Raw genomic sequence first — 17324 nt, 5'->3', positions numbered from 1 at the left:
CTCATCAGTGAGGGACGCGATCGCGGTATTACATTATTGCACCAGGTCTGAGAGCGAAAAGCCGAAAAATAGGGATTTTCTTAAGCAAAAGGATGACTTTCTGGGCGCAAAGTGCCAGAAAACCCGGTAATCGCAGTTTGAGGAGAATCCGGTCTGTCTATTCCGCCTGGAAAACTTGGGAGAAACGACTGAGATTGATTTTGCAGAGTATATTAAATTGGCAGCTTGCTCAAGAGGCTGCGATCGCCATCGCCTTATACCATTTTGGATTTTAGATTATAGAAGACGAGCTAGCGATAGCGAAGCGCTGACTTGTCAGTTCGCGTCTGAAGCCAGCAGCCACTTCCAACAATTGATTGGCGGCGGCCTTTAGGTAAAATCGTATCCGGCTTGCTCTTTGCTCATTATTCCCTAAACCGATGACTCAAACCGTCTGGATTGCAAGACACGCCAACCGCCTCGACTTCGTGAACCCCGACTGGTTTTTAACCGCCGAACGTCCCTACGATCCACCCCTGTCTGAGGACGGCGTAGAGCAAGCCAAACAACTAGCGCAGCGCCTGAAGGGAGAAAAGATTGCCCATATTTTTGCCTCACCCTTCCTGCGAACGGTACAAACGGCGCACCAAGTTGCACAAGTGCTGAATTTACCCATCAAACTTGAGTCTGGCTTAAGCGAATGGTTAAATCCTCACTGGATGCCAGCGATGCCTGAAAGAATGTCAATGGAAGCATTGCACGAGCAATTTCCCCAAATTGACCTCAGTTACACTTCTCGCGTAATCGCGAATTATCCCGAAACTGGGGAAGAAGTAATGGAACGCTCTGGGGAAGTCGCAAGACGCCTTGCATCTGAGTTTTCCGAAGATATCTTATTGGTGGGTCACGGTGCATCAGTGCTGGGTGCAACTCTCGGTATCCGGGGGGGTACAGCCGAAACTGAAGTAAACGCCGCGCTGTGTTGTTTGGTTAAGCTGGTGCGCGATGGTGAAGAATGGGTGATGGAACTCAATGGAGATGTTTCTCACTTGAGTCAAACTGAAAAAGTCATCCGGTTTAATTAAGGTCATGGGATTGTTATTAGCAGGGGATATCGGGGGTACTAAGACGATTCTGCGCTTGGTAGAAGCGTCTGATTCTGGGGAATTATTGCAAACTCTGTATGAGGAGATTTTCCCCAGTGGCAATTTTCCCGATTTAGTGCCAATGGTGCGGCAGTTTTTGACGGCGGCGGCGGAACAACTAGGCGAGACGCCGAAACCGGAAAAAGCGTGTTTTGCGATCGCGGGTCCTGTTGTCAACAACACCTCTATCCTGACAAATCTATCTTGGTCGCTTGATAGCAAACGGCTGGAGCAACAATTGGGAATCGCTGCGGTTGGGTTAATCAACGATTTCGCTGCGGTTGGCTATGGTGTCCTCGGTTTAACTGAATCAGACTTGTACACTTTGCAAGCTGGCAAGCATCAGGAAGACGCCCCGATTGGGGTGATTGGTGCGGGTACCGGCTTGGGACAAGGGTTTTTAATCCGCTTAGCATCCAACGCCCATAAAGTTTTCCCCTCGGAAGGCGGACACGCTGACTTTGCACCTCGCTCGGAGTTAGAATTTCAGCTGTTGAAATATCTGCTCGATAAGCACAATATTCAGCGAATTTCAGTCGAGCGAGTGGTTTCCGGTCTAGGCATCGTCTCAATTTACCAGTTCCTAAGAGATCGGAAAATTGCTGAGGAATCGTCAGAAATTGGGCAGATGATTAGAAACTGGGAACAAGAGATCGGGCAGAAAGACAAGACGATCGATCCCGCGGCGATTATTGGTAAAGCTGCTTTGGAAAAGCGCGATCGCTTGTGCGAACAAACGATGCAAATCTTCGTGGAAGCTTACGGTGCCGAAGCCGGGAATCTTGCCATCAAACTATTACCTTATGGCGGTCTTTACGTTGCTGGTGGCATCGCCGCCAAAATCCTGCCGTTGATTCAAGAAGGCAGTTTCCTCCATGCCTTTCTGAACAAAGGTCGCGTGAGTCCGTTACTCGAAAGAATGCCGGTGCATATTGTGCTAAATCCGCGAGTGGGACTGATTGGAGCCGCCGTCTGTGCTGCTAGATTGTAGCCAGTGTCAATAATGGGAAACGCTTTCGGATTGCGAAGGGAATCGCTTTCGGATTGGCAAGAGAGGATACTTTGGCGTCTTTACAAATTTGCTGTCCCGAAAGCGTTTAATTATTATTTAAAAATCAAATCTAGCCGCTGCTGGGCGTTTTTGAGTGCTTCCTGGGGCGAACTTTTGCCGAGTAAGACAGATTCCAGCGCTCTGCCGACATTTTCGGAAACCCGATTATAACCCGTGAAGATAGGACGCGATCGCCCGTACTTTGCTTGCTCTAAAAACACTTTCACTGCCGGTTGTTCCGCGACAAATGCTTGATATTTAGCACTTTGCCGCGCCTTCAGATTCACGGGTAGGTAGCCGGTACCGAGTGCCCATTCGGTCTGAAATTCCTCTCCGGCAACATATTCAGCAAAAGTCCATGCCGCTTGCTCTCGTTCCGGAGTCGTTTTTAAAATGAACAGATTCTCGCCCCCCGTCGCCGTAGCTTGTTCTTTTTGTGCTGGGATGGGGAAAACGCCAAAATCAACGCCAGTGGCTTTCAGTTGCCCCAGCGTCCAAGGGCCAGTCAGTTGCATTGCGACCTTTCCGGCAAGGAAGTTATCGGTTTCATAGCCTCGTTCTGGTAGAGACAAAATGGTTGAGCCGTCTTCAATTAAATTGCGCCAAAATTGAAGGGCAGCGATCGCGCCTTGATTGTTGGCTAAAGCGATCGCAGAAGCTTCTTGCCCTTGAGCATTTCCCAACTCACCGCCGCCACTCCACATAAATGGCAACCAAAGGAATACTGCAAATTCTCCCTTTCCTAAGGGCAAAAACATCCCGTGTTGGTCGATGCGCTTGTCGCCATTTGTATCGCGGGTTAAAGTACGAGCAACTTGCCGCAATTCGTCCCAAGTTTTGGGCAACTCGGTGATTCCCGCTGCCTTAAACAAACTGGGACGATAAAAAACTCCGACATTATTCGTCCCAAACGGCACCGACCAAGTATGACCCGCGTACTGCATTGATTCAAACAAGGCGGGGTCAATTTCGTCGCGGACGGGGGATTGCGCCAGCCAATTTTCCATAGGCGCGATCGCATCCAATTCTACTAACTGACCCGTCAGCGTTGCGTTAAACCACAACAAATCCGGCGGCGCATTTCCCACTACCGCTGCCAAAATTTTTGGTAACTGCTGATCCGCTTGTCCCACATAAAGGGATTCCACCTGAATCTTCGGATGCGCCTGGTTGAACTTGTCTACCAGCGACTGCAACACATCCCGATTCGGCGGCGGATTCACCCCTTGCCACAACGTCAGTCGGATGACATCCGCGGCTTCCGAACGCCCCGACTGTAGCTGACATCCTGCCAATCCTAACAGAACAATGCTTAATAGCAACCCCCGGCTCAAAAAAATCCACAGTTTTTGGAAAAAATTACTAGACCCGTTAAATCCAACTGACATAATTGAATGCCCAATTTTGAACCGAAACAGCTTTAAAATACTCATCATCAGCGACTAAAAGCCATCTTTTTGCTTAAAAACAATTGGTTTTTGCAAATATTTTTTACACTTATAATTTTCTTGCTTAAACTAAAACATCTGCTTGATTGATTTAAAGTAAAGCTTTAGCTATTGGCTACGCAGGGTATAGAAACAAGATTAAGAGGATGTCTGAGAAGTGTCAAAAGTTGATTTTATCCTCCCAGTCCCCCTTAAAAAGAAGGGATAAGTTTCTCAAAGACCCCCAATTTATCGGGAGATTTAGGGGGATCTCTACCGTTTAAGCGTCTCGATTATGACTTTTCAGACATCCTCCTAAGCGGATAGGCTTGGTATGAAGTACGGTTGATTTTTGTTTATCCTATGTTTGGACGATCGTATAAATAATTTCAGTCTATGGCTGGACATAGTAAGTGGGCAAATATTAAGCGTCAGAAGGCGAGAGTGGATGCAGTGAAGGGCAAAACCTTCACCCAGCTAGCTCGCGCGATTATTGTGGCAGCTCGCAGTGGTATACCAGACCCAGCAGGTAATTTTCAACTCCGCACGGCGATTGATAAGGCGAAGGCGGCTGGGATTCCGAATGAGAATATTGAACGAGCGATCGCAAAAGGTGCGGGGACTTGGGGAGCGGATGGCGCTCAGCTAGAAGAAATTCGCTACGAAGGTTATGGTTCCGGCGGCGTGGCGATTTTGGTGGAAGCGCTCACCGATAATCGCAATCGTACTGCCGCTGATTTGAGAGCGGCTTTTAGCAAAAATGGCGGTAATCTCGGTGAAACCGGCTGCGTCTCGTGGATGTTTGAGCAGAAAGGTGTCTGTATCCTGCAAGGAGTGGTTGACGAAGAGGAGCTATTGGAGTCGTCCCTGGAAGGGGGTGCTGAGTCCTACGAACTGACACAGGAGGAGGATACGGAGGGAGCCGACGTGTTTACCTCTGTGGCAAATTTGGAGAACCTAGAGCGAACCTTAAAGGAGAAAGGCTTTAAAGTCACCGAGGTGGAACTGCGCTGGATTCCTAACAATACGGTGGAAGTTGGCGATTCACAGCAGGCGCGATCGCTCCTCAAATTGATTGACACCCTAGAAGGACTCGATGATGTGCAAAACGTTACCGCTAACTTCGAGATGGCGGATGAGCTGATGTCTCTGAGTTTAGTGAATGGCTAATTGATGGGAATTCTGTTTTCCCTGCCTTAAGAGCGATCGCGTGTATCTACATCCGTCTTCAGGCGCGATCGCTATCTCTGTCTTAAGCGAGGTTAATCTCCGGTCGCCAGCTTATTAAATCTTAATATTGAGGCAAAACGAACTTGTTTCAGCGGCTCAGTTCCCTGAGCTGTCATTAAAGCAAAACAATCGGAGATTCATAAATGACATTTACTACCAACGACACCAGCAAACAAGCCTTACAAAAGTTTCAGGGCTTTGATGTAGATACTCAGCTTGCCATCCTGTGGTTCGGCTACCTCGACATCAAAGACCAACTGACACCAGCAAATGCCACTTCTGCCCAAGAAGAAGCTGCCGCCTTATACCATGCAATCCTGGCAATGCCCAAGGAAGAACAGCTACAGGCGCAACGCGACATCGCTTCACGAGCCGATACTGATATTAGCCGTGCCTATAAAGCTGTAAGTTCTAGCTCTAAGCTGGATGTGTGGCTCCGGTTAGCACAAGGCATGGACAAAGGTGAAATCATTACGGTGCCTTCTGACTATCAACTGCCCGAAGAAACCAACGATTTTGTTGCTCAAATCAAGCAACTGGACTTTGAAGAGCGGATTAATTTCACCCGCAGTGCTGTAATCGAAATGGGTGCTAAGTAGTCTGAAGTTGTGCCCTTTGAGAGTATGAAATCAGTCTTAAACATTGCACCGATTTTCAAAACATCTCTTCTAGAGACCGCTAATAAGAAAGAGGAAGCTACTTCAGATGCCTAACCTTTAGCAAGCTTCCTCGTTATGCATCCCCCACTAAGTGCAAAGCAATTAGTGGGGTAATTTTTTATTCTACCAAACTGCATCCAGAGCATCGGTATGTTGTCCTCTCCCTAACCCAATACTTGTTGGCGTCCAAAAACCGAATCCCCAGCCACCAAGGGCAAGGAAAGAGCCTGGGGATTCGGTTGTTTACTAGACATCGCGCTTCTCAACTTGATTGCTCCATCTGTTCGCGTCACAATAGTAAATATTCTTATTGTTTTGACTAATTTTGTTAACAATGGCGCTGGAACAGACCGTTCAAACAATTTCGTCGCCGCAGACATCGGCAGCTCCACAAGGCTTTGACTACGACTTAGCAATTGTGGGCGGTGGAATTATTGGGGCAACTCTTGCTTGTGCCTTAAAAGATTCTGGGCTGCGGGTAGCGTTAATTGAGCGATCGCCCCAGTCTGCTGCTGTTGCCATCGGACGCGCTTATGCCATCTCCCTCATGTCGGGGCGCATTTTCGAGGGTATGGGGGTTTGGGATAAAATACTGCCTCAAATCAATGCATTTCAACAAATTCGCTTATCTGACGCCGATTATCCTGGCATCGTACAATTTTCTCCCCAAGATTTAGGGACAGAAAGGCTAGGGTATGGGGCGGAACATCGGGTGCTGCTGACGGCTTTGCAGGATAGCTTGAGAGATTGCCCGAATGTGTCTTGGTTGTGTCCGGCGGAAGTGGTAAGTGCAGACTATCAAGCTGACGCGGTAGAGATCGAAATTGCTGTCAGAGGGGAGATCCCCCACTCTAAAATTCAATCTTCTCAAGCCTCGGAGATCCCCCCCAATCCCCCCTCAAACAGCGGGGGCGATCAGGGGAAGCAAACATCCAAAATCAGAACGCGCTTGCTGGTAGCGGCGGATGGGGCGCGATCGCCCATCCGCGAAGCCGCTGGTATCCGCACTCAAGGATGGCATTACTGGCAATCCTGTGTGGTGGCAACGATTAAACCGGAAAAACCCCACCAGAATATCGCCTACGAACGCTTTTGGCCGAGTGGCCCGATGGGGGTTCTACCGCTACCGGGGAACCGCTGTCAGGTTGTTTGGACTGCCCCGCATACAGAAGCGAAAGCTTTGAAGGAAATTGACGAAAAAGAGTTTTTGGCGGAACTGGAACGACGCACTGCTGGACTGTTGGGGCGTCTAGAACTAGAAGGCGATCGCTATGTTTTCCCGGTGCAATTGATGCAAAGCGATCGCTACACGCTTCCCCGACTCGCCCTGATTGGCGATGCTGCCCATTGTTGCCATCCGGTAGCGGGACAAGGCATGAATTTGGGGATTCGGGATGCAGCAGCGATCGCCCAAGTTTTAAAATCTGCCCATAATTTAGGGGAAGATATCGGGGATATACAGGTACTTAAACGTTACGAACGCTGGCGTAAACAAGAAAACCTAACAATTTTAGGCTTTACCGATTTCTTAGATCGGATGTTTTCTAATAATTGGTTGCCAGTGGTAGCAATTCGCCGCTTGGGTTTATGGATGCTGCGGCGAATTCGTCCTGTTAAGACCTTTGCTTTGCAGCTAATGACAGGGCTTAGAGGGCGTCATCCTGAACTGGCTTCTCGGTAAAAATTACCTCCGGTTGAAAAGGACGTACCTCGGATTGATTGCCATTCGAGATCCCGGCAGTCAAATTCTTTGCCGCTTGCATGATATCGGACGGCATCATAATTACTGTCGTCGTGTTATTTTCCGCCCCAATTTCTGTCAGCATTTGTAGACGCCGCAGCTCCAATACAGCGGGGTTTTTCATAATCATTTGCGAAGCTTCTGCTAGCTTAATTGAAGCTTCCTGTTCTGCCGCTGCTTTAATGAGCCTGGCTCGTTTTTCTCGAATTGCTTCCGCTTCTTTCGCCATTGCCCGCTGCATCGCCAGGGGAATTTCTACGTCTTTCATTTCCACCCGTTCAATCACAATCCCCCAAGGTTCTGTGATTTCATCGACTATTTCTTGGACTTTAGTATTAATTTTATCCCGGCTTTGTAAGACATCATCCAGGATATTTTGACCTACTACATTCCGTAAAGTCGTCAATGCGATTTGGTAAACCGCCATATTGTAATCTTCAACCCGGTTGATAGCCTTTGACGGGTCAAGAATTCGGTAATAAAGAACAGCATTTACTTTAATCGTCACGCTGTCCGCCGTAACAGTTTCTTGGGGTTCAATATTCACCGTTTTGGTACGGACATCGATCTGCATTTTTTGATCGATCCAGGGAATAATCCAATACATCCCTGGCCCCATAACGCCCTTTGTTCTACCCAGTCGAAAGATGACGCCGCGTTCGTATTCTCGATCTAGTTTAAGTCCAGAAGCTGCTAGAACGAAAAAGAAAACTAAAAGTGTGCCTAGAGTGGTGCCCATATTTGGCAAAAGGAAATCGTTACTAAGCCCATTCTAGACTCGCTGACAGAGTTATAGCAGGATACCGATTACCAGCCGGATCTAGCAAACCAAAGCAGCAGTATGGATGCCACGCTAAGAGTAATAAATTGCAAAACAATTATTTGAACTAACCACCGAATTGTTAAGATAATTTTCATAACCTTCTCCTCACTTATAACTGGCTGAAAAATCGCGGATGTCTCCAATATTAGCGATTGATTAATGGAGACTTGTGATGAAAGGGTTGCCCAAATGTGACAACTTTTGTCCAGGTTTGTGATGATTGTCACTTCCGCCTCTTCTCAGCCACTGAATTTGGCTGTGTCGAAAACAGGAATTCCCAAAAGCAGGAGCGTTTCGGCATAGACCTTCCTGCGAACAATCCTTCCCGTACACTACCACTGCATTATCACAATTTTCTTTTTTAGCACGATGGTTGCCTTTTCCCCTAATCCCCTAATCATCATGGATTTATGAGGAATTCTAAGTAAAATAAAATCTGGCGAACCGGATTGGTCTTGCCTGGTTGCAGCCATATTACCGATTCGTCAACTTGCTTAGTATAGATTGCGAGTTTTTCCAGAGAATTCCATACTTTTTTAAGGAATAGACTCATCTGACAGACTTATGGAATCAAAACTCGCTATCAGAAAGCCTCCCGTCCGCCACCGCTGGTTTGAGAGATTGATGGCAATCATTGCCACGATCAACTTTGCTTTTGTGTTGTTTGACCTCAGTTATATACCCTGGCGTGATTTCTACCTTCGGGAAATTCCCAGTCTGATTCAGGTGTACGATCCAATTAAAGGAATTGAACCGCATCGAGAAACACAGGCTTATCTCAATCGGGTGAACGAACTGGAACAGCAAGTGATGCAGACTGGGCTAGAGTCAGCAGAGGTAGAAAGCTTGCTACAGGACTTGCGTAGCCGCAGTAATGAAATGATTGAGGATAATCCATTTGCGCTGGCGAAGAAAAGCGGTGCTTTAGAAAAAATTAAGAATCAAGTGCGCGATCGCGTGGGGAAAGAATCTGCCCATCAAGCCTTTAATGAATTTTGGAGTCAAGCTTATCTTTCCCAAGCCGGTTGGCAGCAAGAACTCAACTTCTTTAATACAGAAACTCGCCCTTTGATTCAGACTAACTACTATCGCAGTTTGGGAATCAATGGAAAATTTTTTGATGAATTTTGGTTGCTTGACTTACCGTTTACAATTTTATTCGCTCTAGAATTTTTGGTTCGCACTTTCTATATCAGACGCCAATATCCTAACTTTAGTTGGCTACAGGGAATGCTGCGGCGATGGTATGACCTGTTTTTGCTGCTACCCTTGTGGCGGTGGCTGCGAGTCATTCCGGTAATGGTTCGCCTCTATCAATCTGAATTACTAAATTTTGAGCCTGTACGGCAGCAAATTAACCATGATTTTGTAGCTAACTTCGCTGAAGAATTGACTGAAATTATGGGGATACAGGTAATTAACCAAATGCAAGGAGCGATTCAACGCGGCGATCTCGCACGCAGGCTGTTTCATCCGGGGAATAGCCGCCCCTATATTAATATCAATAACACTAATGAGGTGCAAGCGATCGCAACCCGCCTGATTAACCTCAGTGTCCATAATGTTCTCCCCAAAATTCAGCCTGATTTAGAAGCTTTAGTACATCACAGTCTAGAAAGTAGTCTCAAGCAATTTCCGGTTTTTCAGCAATTTCAAAATGTTCCGGGTTTGAGCCGTTTACCTAGCCAGATTAGTGAAAATCTCGCTAAAAATTTATCTCAAACTGCTTACAGCAACGCCCTGAAAGCAGTTGAAGATCCAGTCGGGACAGAATTAACGACTCGGTTAATTGATAACTTTGGAAAAGCTTTAGAGGTGGAATTACAGAAAAAAGACAACTTTAAGGAAATCGAATCTTTACTGGTAGATATGTTAGAAGAAATCAAAATTAACTACGTTAAAGGCATTGCCGAAGCCGGAATGGATAAAATCTTAGATGAAGTGGAACAATTGCACCAAATTGTTCGGCGATAGATTAAGAATTTACCAGTTTTTTTCAAACTTAGCCTGGAATGAGCTAGGGATACGGTATTGCCGTGTCCCGGAGAGTGGCATCTACGCAACTCAGATGTTGCTATATTTCTTATCTTCTCTCCGGAAAACGAGGGAATAGAGAGAGAAGGGAAGGGAGAAATCCTATTTCCGATGCTTAAAGAGAGGATAGAACCCCTTCTATGTAAATTTTTACAATTGAAATGCTCCCAAATAGTAGAACTTTGGCTGTCTTTGCTGTTACTCGAAAAAATATGCGCTAACACTATCTATATCCACCCGTGAAGTGCATCGCTTAAGCTTAATCTTCCAGTCATCTCAAAATTAGCGAGGCCGCTATGAAATCAATCGTGAGTAGTGTTAGCTTGTTGCTAGCAGGACTACACCTGGTAGGAATTAGCACAGAACGGGTACAGGCACAAGCAATCATTCCAGCACCCAATACTACTGCCACCGTATCTGGTGCGGAAGGGAAGATTCTTCTGGCACAAGCTGCTACCCCCACCAAATTAGACAATGCTTTCGACCGAGAAAATTTAACGGAGATAGTGCCCCAAATTGAGCAAACGTGGGAAAAACAATATGAAGATTACTTTCGGCTCAATTTCTCCGACGAGTCAATTACAGCAAAGGATGTCGCCGATACTCTAGGCCAAATCGCGGTTCAAACGGGTCAAAAGCCTGCTCTAATTTATGTAGTGCCTAGAGCAAAACAACTAGAACTGGTGTTGATTACTCCGGGGAATCAACCGATTCACAAGCGCATCCCGGAAGCGAAGAGTGAAATCCTGCTCAAAGAAGCGGCAAAATTTAGAGAAAATATCGTAGATCCCAGACATCTGAATAGTACCCGCTATCTGCCAGCAGCGCAGCAGTTATATCAGTGGATTATTGCGCCACTGGAGGCAGATTTAAAAACAAATAAGATAGACACGCTAATCTTTTGTGTGGGTGCTGGTCTGCGGACTATACCGCTGGCAGCTTTCCATGATGGGCAAAAGTTTCTGGTGGAAAAGTATAATATTGGGCGTATTCCTGCCTTCAAACTGACGGATACCCTCTATGTCTCTCTAAAGAATTCGCAAGTTCTGGCGATGGGTGCGTCAAAATTCAAGGAGCAAACTCCCTTACCTGCGGTGCCAGTGGAGTTATCTGCGATCGCGCAAAAGCTATGGCAGGGTAAATTCTTCTTAAACCAACAATTCACCCTGGCGAATCTGCAATCGCAACGCGCTTCAGAACCCTATAAAATTATTCACCTGGCGACTCATGCTTTCTTCGAGCCGGGAGAACCGAGCAACTCCTACGTTCAGTTATGGGACGCGAAACTAACACTGGATAAGATGCGGCAATTACGGTGGAACTCTCCACCCGTGGAACTGTTAGTCCTGAGTGCTTGTAGAACTGCTCTCGGCGATAAACAAGCAGAATTAGGCTTTGCGGGGTTAGCCGTTAACTCTGGAGCGAAGTCTGCTGTCGCCAGTTTGTGGTCTGTTAGCGATGAAGGAACCTTAGCGCTGATGACAGAGTTTTATCGGCAACTGAAAACTGCGCCGATTAAAGCAGAGGCGCTCAGGCAAGCTCAGATAGGGATGGTGCAAGGGAAGGTACGCTTGCAAGATGGTCAGTTGCACAGTTCCAGAGGGGAGATATCCCTGCCGCCAGAACTGGCAGGAATTCAGAACGTGAATCTATCGCACCCCTACTATTGGGCTGCCTTTACCTTAGTCGGCAGCCCCTGGTAATTTTTAATTGAATTAAAGAGGTCGATAGACGCGATAGTTGATTTCGGGGAAGATGTTGTCAATTTCCTCCACTTTTTCTAACCAACCGCTGTCGATTTTGCCATCTTTGATCTCGTCGTAGAGTTTGTGGAAGCGCATCAAGTGCGATCGCGTTCTTCTCACCGCATAAGGCACCATCGTTCCGGTTCGCATAATAAACGCCCAGTCAGAAGATTGTGCCAGCAGCACTTCCCGCGCCGCTTGATTGAGCGCTTTCCACTCCAGCTCATCCGCTGGTTCCCGCCGCGCCAGCTCGATCATCCGCTCTGCTGCCTTATGCAAGTGCGGGTAAATCCATGCGTTCGTTTCATTCAGCCAATACTCGTGGAAGCCTTTATAACCCCAACTCGACTGAGAAGGACGGCAGACTTGCTGCGTAGGATTCTCTTGTAAATAATCAGCCAAATGCGTCATCCGATACGTGCCTTGGTCATACCAAGACTTGCGGAACAGATAATCAATAAACCAAGGACCTTCGTACCACCAGTGACCAAACAATTCCGCATCGTAAGGCGAAACGATGATTGGCGGACGCTGCATAATGTGGTGCAAATGCTCAACTTGCCGCTCTCGGTTATAGGTAAAGTTAGCAGCGTGTTCAGCAGCCTTTTCCCGCGCCCAATAAGGGTCATAAAGTTGCTTATCGCCCAACCCTAAACCGCGCCCAGTAATCTTGTGATATTTGATGCCCGTATTCTTTCGCTGACCGTTGGGCATGATGTAGGGCTTGATGTATTCGTATTCCGCTTCCCAGCCCAAATCTTTGTAAAATTCCCGATATTCCGCCGCACCGGGATAGCCTACTTCCGAAGACCACACCTGTTGCGAAGACTCGTGATCTCGACCAAAGGCAGCAACTCCGGTTTCTGTAAAGATGGGTGCATAAGAGCCAAAGCGGGGACGGGGACGGGCGTAGAGAATACCATGTCCATCCGTCAGGAAGTAGCGCAATCCCGCATCAGCGAGCATCCGCTCTAACCCTTCATAATAGGCGCATTCCGGCAACCAAATCCCTTTAGGAGGACGCCCAAAGTTTTGCTCGTAGTGTTCTACTGCGACCTGAATTTGTGCCCAGACTGCCTGAGGATACATCTTCATCAGCGGCAGGTAGCCGTGCGTTGCGCCGCAGGTGATGATCTCCAGGTTATTACTATCTAAAAATTGCTTAAACGCCGTTACCAAGTCGCCGTCATAGCGTTCCCAGGTTTGACGAATCTCGCTAAATTCATGAACGTAATGTTCGGCAAGATAGCGAATATGACCGTTATTCGCATTATGCTCAACTTCTAGTTCAACGAGTTCTTCCAGTTTCGCTAAGTGGTCATCGTAGCGCTCTTGCAGTAGCGGATCGCGCAGCATCGACACCAAAGGCGGTGTCATGCTCATGGTGATCTTGAAGTCAATGCCGTCCCGCTTTAAGCCTTCAAATACGTGCAGCAGAGGAATGTAGGTTTCGGTGATGGCTTCAAACAGCCACTCTTCTTCCAGAACGTAGTCACTTTCAGGATGCCGCACGAAGGGCAGGTGGGCATGGAGAACAAGAGCAAGATAGCCGATGGGCATAGTAATTCTGGGGTCTTAGATGGACATGAAATTGAAGCAGGCTGGGCAAAATTGAATTTATTTTAAGATTTTACGGCGAAAGCGAGTCAGCATTCGGCGGGTATCCCCAATAAGTTCCGGTGGTGGTTCGCCTATCCTGGTAATTGACGATCGATTTGCCTGCTCTGTTTTGAAATCAGCGTAAAGTTCAACCTGTGCTAAAAAAAGTAACTTTGACACTTAGCCTGTTAACCGGCGCTCTTTGCGTTGGTGGCTCTTTTCAATCTACGTTCGCCACTCCCCTTATTGTTGCCCAAGAAGCACCTGTCCAAACACCCGCCCCAGAACCAAAAGTCGCTCCATCCGCACCAGCTTCAGAAGCCTCCCCGGCAGCCTCCCCAGCACCGACCACTCAACCAGCGTCGTCTGAGGTAAAGCTGACTTTAGAAGATTTGCCTGCTGGGTTTCAGGAACTCCCACCGGATGTAGCCGTTGAGATTGCCTCCAAATTGGATGTTCTCAGACAACAACTAACGCAAGCGAACATGAAGCCGGAGAACTTCTTTGCTTTCGTTAATCCGGAGAACTACCAAATCGTTTTGGGCTTCACTGGAAATATGCCAAATCAGCCCGAACAAGCTAATTTTGATGCGGGTCTGCAAGAAATGCAGAACCCTCAGAAGCAACAACAGATGTTGAGCCTACTGCGGGAGAGACTCAAAGCATACCAGGGACTAGAAGTTGTAGAATACAAACCCCTGCCGGAACTGAATAACTTGGGGAATGCTTCTAGTGGGATGACGCTGGCTCTGAAGATACAACAGCAACCTGTGCGGATGGATATCGCTGCTTTTCGCCGAAATTCGACAGGAGCGTTAACAGCGGTGATGTACGTCAATGGGAAAAAGCCTGCGGTGCAGGTAGGAGATGTGGTTCGCAAGCTAGATAGCCGGATTTTGCAGGTGTCTCCTGCTGCCAATCTGCCTCGCGCCCGCTAAAGATCGATAGAAGGCGATCGCGCTGAGCTTTCTCTCTTCTGCCATAGAGGGGGATTGAAGGCGATCGCGTTGCCCAACCAGATTTAAATCCCTTTCGGGGACTTAAATCTGGTTGAAAGTTCGCGGTTTTTCTTTCCCCCGATACAGGCGGAATCGAATTTGAGTGAGATATGCTCGCAGATAAACCCACCGGGCAATAGGAATTAAACGATGGATGACAAGCCGGGAATCGTGTCTGAAGAGACAGAAGCAAACTCCTCAACTTCTGTCTTAAAAACAGACCATGCGGAATCTTTAACGCAATCCACGGATGTCAAGAAGCCATCGTTCTTCGATTCAGTTGCGACTGCTGGGCAAGCAGTGGCGAAAACAGTAGCCGGAGTCGGCATGGCAGTTGGTAACACTGCCTTCCAGACAGGGAAAGCTGTGGCGACAACGACGACTGGGGTAGCCCAAGCGGCGGGAAAACAAGCGCAAAAATTGCTCGAACAAACCACACAAGGCGCAGGGCGTGCAGTGACTTTTGTGGGCGACAACTCATTTTTGCGGCACGTCACGAAGGCGTTACCCACGAATTGGTTGCTGGGAATTATCAATCAAGTTGATGTCGTAAAAGCTGAAGCGGATGTTCAAAAGCTACAGCAAAAGTATCCCGACGAAAAACCGAATCAGATTGCCCATCGTCTGATGATGGAGAAAGCGGTTTATGGAGGCGGGATGGGACTGGCGACTAGCTTGTTGCCGGGAGCAGCATTGGCGTTGCTGACGGTTGATTTGGCAGCAACGACGCTATTGCAGTCGGAGATGGTTTATCAGATTGCGGCGGCTTATGGATTAGATTTGAAAGATCCCGCGCGTAAGGGTGAAGTGCTGGGAATCTTTGGTTTGTCTTTGGGCGGTTCTCGTGCAATTAAGGCGGGTTTGGGTTTGTTAAAAGCGACGCCAGTAGCAGGTGCGGCAATCGGTGCTAGCGCGAATGCGACGATGATCTATGCGTTGGGATATGCGGCTTGTCGCTTTTATGAGGCACAGCTGCATTCTGAGGCATCGACGGAAAAGCTGGTAGAGTCTCAGGCAGCAAGTGAGAAGTATTTAGAAACTGCGATCGCGCAACAAGCGATTATGGATCGGATTCTGGTTCATATCATCGTGGCAAGTCATCCTGGCAAATCTTGGGAAGATATCTTACCGTCGTTACAAGCTGCCAAACTTAGCCCCGCTTCTCTCGAAGCGATCGCCAATAACATCAATCAACAACAGCCTTTAGATACGCTTCTAGATCAACTCAATCGGGACTATGCGTTGCCGCTGTTAGCTCAGTGCCATACAATCTCCCAACTAGATAGCGCAGTAACGCCAGCAGAATCCCAAGTCATTGAAAAAATTACCCAAAAATTTGATGTTGACGTAGAAGCAATTAAAAAAATTGCCAGTTCGATACAAGGCTGACAGACTCTACTAACGCTTGTGCGCGATCGCTCTCATCGCCCCAGTCTGCTTCAAAAAGCGAAGATTGGGGAACGAATCTCGTGCGTTTTTGTCTGTTGAGTGTTAGTCAGGCTTTTGATCTGGGAATCCTAGGAGGGAGACGATACTAAATTTCTCTCCTGCGATCGCTGCTAGCCATGACGAAACAGTGGAATTTTCGAGAACAAACCAGCGCCGGGGAAGAAGCACGCACTAGCGTTGCAGCTTTGATGAACAACAAGGCGTGCAACCAGGGGTACGACTTCTCTGCTCGGACTGGATTCTGTAGCGCTACGTCAGCATCAATAAGTTTAAGTTTGATTGCCTCATCTCTTGCATCTGAAAAACTCACCCCTCAGCTTCTTTCCCTTGTAATCAAAGCAGAGAATTACTTCTCTTTCCTGGCAGGATAAACATTGCAGGAAACGCTTCCTGGTACAAGAGATGAGATTTAGGAACTCCAAGTAACTAAATAGGCAGGTAAAAATAAATTTAAAAAATTAATTCTCAACTCAACTTAAGAAGTGTTCGGTTGTTTGAATTTTTTGATGATTAGGTTTGTATACTTACTGATATTTTTTTTGGTTATGACTGAACAAATCTCTCAAATAGCGGCGATGTTTGAACTTGGAGAATCAGAAAGTATTCTTGATAAACTCCCTCCAGAAGCAAAAAAATGGGCGGAAAGCTTGCCTTGGAGTCAGCGCCGTTATGTGCTGTCATTGTGTCATCTAATGTGTGCGGCTACTCCAGAAATGCAAGCCGAATTTCTGGATGATTATACGGCTACTGGCTTAGTTGCCAAAAGACTTCAAGACAAAAATACTCAGCAACGAGTCCAAGACTATTTAACACAATTTCACCTTAAGTTAGACTTAAATGAATCAGTTTTAAGAAGTTATATTAGACAGTTTTATATTCATTCAGCTCAAGATGTAAGTAGGCAACCCGAATTGTACTTAGAATCAGCTCTGCGGCTGGTTCTAAGTTCAGAAGAACGCAACAACGTATTTAACTACATCTTGGGGTTTGAACTGATTAAAATGATGTTTAAAATGAGCTGGTTGCAGCATGAAAGACTCTACCAGCTACAAATTAATCAAGAAGAGTTTTTAAATACTTATATAAAACCAATTCAACATGCTCATCGAATTAATGCAATCGTCGTTCCTAGTCCTAATAATCGTTTTTTTGACAAACGTAATTATTTTGTACAAAAACCTGTAATTACGGAGAAGAAGTTAATACAGCTAGTTATCGCTACTTTTAATACGGATTTAGTTACTCATTTTGGTTTTACAATTATTCGACATCTCAACTCTTTAGTTTTTGACTATGAATATATCTTTGAGGATGAACAAGAAGGTGTATTTAAATAATCCTAATTTGCTTTGGGCTTAAAACTTTATTAGGTTGATCGCGTTAGCCAAGCACAGGGTATGCAGTGCTATAGCCTGGGATGACTGAAACCTCCCTACTCCATAAA

The 17324-nt window shown here is 46.9% G+C and carries 14 protein-coding genes; 10 read left to right on the top strand and 4 right to left on the bottom strand.

Annotated features, from left to right (window positions below):
* Nucleotides 1-419: 419 nt before the first annotated feature.
* Complete coding sequence (locus NC994_RS00355; protein WP_190436114.1) at nt 420-1064, top strand: histidine phosphatase family protein; 645 nt, start codon at nt 420-422, stop codon at nt 1062-1064.
* A 4-nt stretch (nt 1065-1068) separates the two neighbouring features.
* Nucleotides 1069-2115, top strand: coding sequence for a glucokinase (locus tag NC994_RS00350; protein WP_190436112.1), 1047 nt, complete (start codon nt 1069-1071; stop codon nt 2113-2115).
* A gap of 113 nt (nt 2116-2228) precedes the next feature.
* On the opposite strand, the gene NC994_RS00345 is transcribed toward NC994_RS00350, so the two are convergent.
* On the bottom strand, nt 2229-3563 hold the full coding sequence (locus NC994_RS00345) for an ABC transporter substrate-binding protein (protein ID WP_190436107.1): 1335 nt from the start codon (nt 3561-3563) through the stop codon (nt 2229-2231).
* Nucleotides 3564-3998: 435 nt separating this feature from the next.
* Here NC994_RS00345 and NC994_RS00340 point away from each other — a divergent pair, with 435 nt between their 5' ends.
* The 3 genes from NC994_RS00340 to NC994_RS00330 all read left to right on the top strand — a co-directional run bounded on the left by NC994_RS00340 (nt 3999) and on the right by NC994_RS00330 (nt 7172).
* Nucleotides 3999-4772, top strand: a complete 774-nt coding sequence (locus NC994_RS00340) for a YebC/PmpR family DNA-binding transcriptional regulator (protein WP_190412171.1) — start codon at nt 3999-4001, stop codon at nt 4770-4772.
* A gap of 203 nt (nt 4773-4975) precedes the next feature.
* The gene (locus tag NC994_RS00335) at nt 4976-5431 is read left to right on the top strand and encodes an orange carotenoid protein N-terminal domain-containing protein (protein ID WP_190412172.1); all 456 of its coding nucleotides are present in this window, start codon (nt 4976-4978) and stop codon (nt 5429-5431) included.
* Between the two features lie 394 nt (nt 5432-5825).
* Nucleotides 5826-7172, top strand: coding sequence for an FAD-dependent hydroxylase (locus tag NC994_RS00330; RefSeq protein WP_190436104.1), 1347 nt, complete (start codon nt 5826-5828; stop codon nt 7170-7172).
* Here NC994_RS00330 and NC994_RS00325 read toward each other — a convergent pair.
* A complete protein-coding gene (locus NC994_RS00325) occupies nt 7138-7971 on the bottom strand; it encodes a slipin family protein (protein WP_190412174.1) in 834 nt (277 codons plus the stop codon). The two genes, NC994_RS00330 and NC994_RS00325, sit on opposite strands and share 35 nt — an antisense overlap.
* Before the next feature lie 648 nt (nt 7972-8619).
* On the opposite strand from NC994_RS00325, the gene NC994_RS00320 reads away from it, so the two are divergent.
* Nucleotides 8620-10029 (top strand): hypothetical protein, encoded by a 1410-nt coding sequence (locus tag NC994_RS00320; protein WP_190436101.1) that lies wholly within the window; start codon nt 8620-8622, stop codon nt 10027-10029.
* A gap of 356 nt (nt 10030-10385) precedes the next feature.
* Complete coding sequence (locus NC994_RS00315; protein ID WP_190436098.1) at nt 10386-11792, top strand: CHAT domain-containing protein; 1407 nt, start codon at nt 10386-10388, stop codon at nt 11790-11792.
* Nucleotides 11793-11804: 12 nt separating this feature from the next.
* Here the strand turns inward: NC994_RS00315 and NC994_RS00310 are convergent, their stop codons facing one another.
* Entirely contained in the window at nt 11805-13394 is a 1590-nt protein-coding gene (locus NC994_RS00310; RefSeq protein ID WP_190412177.1) for a glycoside hydrolase family 57 protein, read from the bottom strand.
* Between the two features lie 194 nt (nt 13395-13588).
* Between NC994_RS00310 and NC994_RS00305 the strand changes: the two genes are divergently transcribed.
* Both NC994_RS00305 and NC994_RS00300 read left to right on the top strand, forming a co-directional pair.
* Nucleotides 13589-14371 carry a hypothetical protein gene (locus NC994_RS00305; RefSeq protein WP_190436095.1) on the top strand — a complete coding sequence of 261 codons (783 nt, stop codon included), beginning with the start codon at nt 13589-13591 and terminating at the stop codon, nt 14369-14371.
* Nucleotides 14372-14581: 210 nt separating this feature from the next.
* On the top strand, nt 14582-15820 hold the full coding sequence (locus tag NC994_RS00300; protein WP_199299635.1) for an EcsC family protein: 1239 nt from the start codon (nt 14582-14584) through the stop codon (nt 15818-15820).
* 145 nt (nt 15821-15965) lie between these two features.
* On the opposite strand, the gene NC994_RS00295 is transcribed toward NC994_RS00300, so the two are convergent.
* A complete protein-coding gene (locus tag NC994_RS00295; protein WP_190412179.1) occupies nt 15966-16190 on the bottom strand; it encodes a hypothetical protein in 225 nt (74 codons plus the stop codon).
* 235 nt (nt 16191-16425) lie between these two features.
* Between NC994_RS00295 and NC994_RS00290 the strand changes: the two genes are divergently transcribed.
* Nucleotides 16426-17217 (top strand): cobyrinic acid a,c-diamide synthase, encoded by a 792-nt coding sequence (locus tag NC994_RS00290; protein WP_190428855.1) that lies wholly within the window; start codon nt 16426-16428, stop codon nt 17215-17217.
* Nucleotides 17218-17324: the final 107 nt, after the last annotated feature.

Origin of the sequence: Trichocoleus sp. AS-A1, from assembly GCF_039962015.1 — a bacterium.
In the GTDB taxonomy this organism is placed as follows: Bacteria; Cyanobacteriota; Cyanobacteriia; order Cyanobacteriales; family FACHB-T130; genus FACHB-T130.
Note: the sequence above shows the minus strand (reverse complement) of the source record. Positions and strands in the feature narration are given on the sequence as shown.

Coding starts and splice junctions, on each gene's coding strand:
- NC994_RS00355 (WP_190436114.1), top strand. CDS start 420: ATGACTCAAACCGTCTGGATTGCAAGACACGCCAACCGCCTCGACTTC.
- NC994_RS00350 (WP_190436112.1), top strand. CDS start 1,069: ATGGGATTGTTATTAGCAGGGGATATCGGGGGTACTAAGACGATTCTG.
- NC994_RS00345 (WP_190436107.1), bottom strand. CDS start 3,563: ATGTCAGTTGGATTTAACGGGTCTAGTAATTTTTTCCAAAAACTGTGG.
- NC994_RS00340 (WP_190412171.1), top strand. CDS start 3,999: ATGGCTGGACATAGTAAGTGGGCAAATATTAAGCGTCAGAAGGCGAGA.
- NC994_RS00335 (WP_190412172.1), top strand. CDS start 4,976: ATGACATTTACTACCAACGACACCAGCAAACAAGCCTTACAAAAGTTT.
- NC994_RS00330 (WP_190436104.1), top strand. CDS start 5,826: ATGGCGCTGGAACAGACCGTTCAAACAATTTCGTCGCCGCAGACATCG.
- NC994_RS00325 (WP_190412174.1), bottom strand. CDS start 7,971: ATGGGCACCACTCTAGGCACACTTTTAGTTTTCTTTTTCGTTCTAGCA.
- NC994_RS00320 (WP_190436101.1), top strand. CDS start 8,620: ATGGAATCAAAACTCGCTATCAGAAAGCCTCCCGTCCGCCACCGCTGG.
- NC994_RS00315 (WP_190436098.1), top strand. CDS start 10,386: ATGAAATCAATCGTGAGTAGTGTTAGCTTGTTGCTAGCAGGACTACAC.
- NC994_RS00310 (WP_190412177.1), bottom strand. CDS start 13,394: ATGCCCATCGGCTATCTTGCTCTTGTTCTCCATGCCCACCTGCCCTTC.
- NC994_RS00300 (WP_199299635.1), top strand. CDS start 14,582: ATGGATGACAAGCCGGGAATCGTGTCTGAAGAGACAGAAGCAAACTCC.
- NC994_RS00290 (WP_190428855.1), top strand. CDS start 16,426: ATGACTGAACAAATCTCTCAAATAGCGGCGATGTTTGAACTTGGAGAA.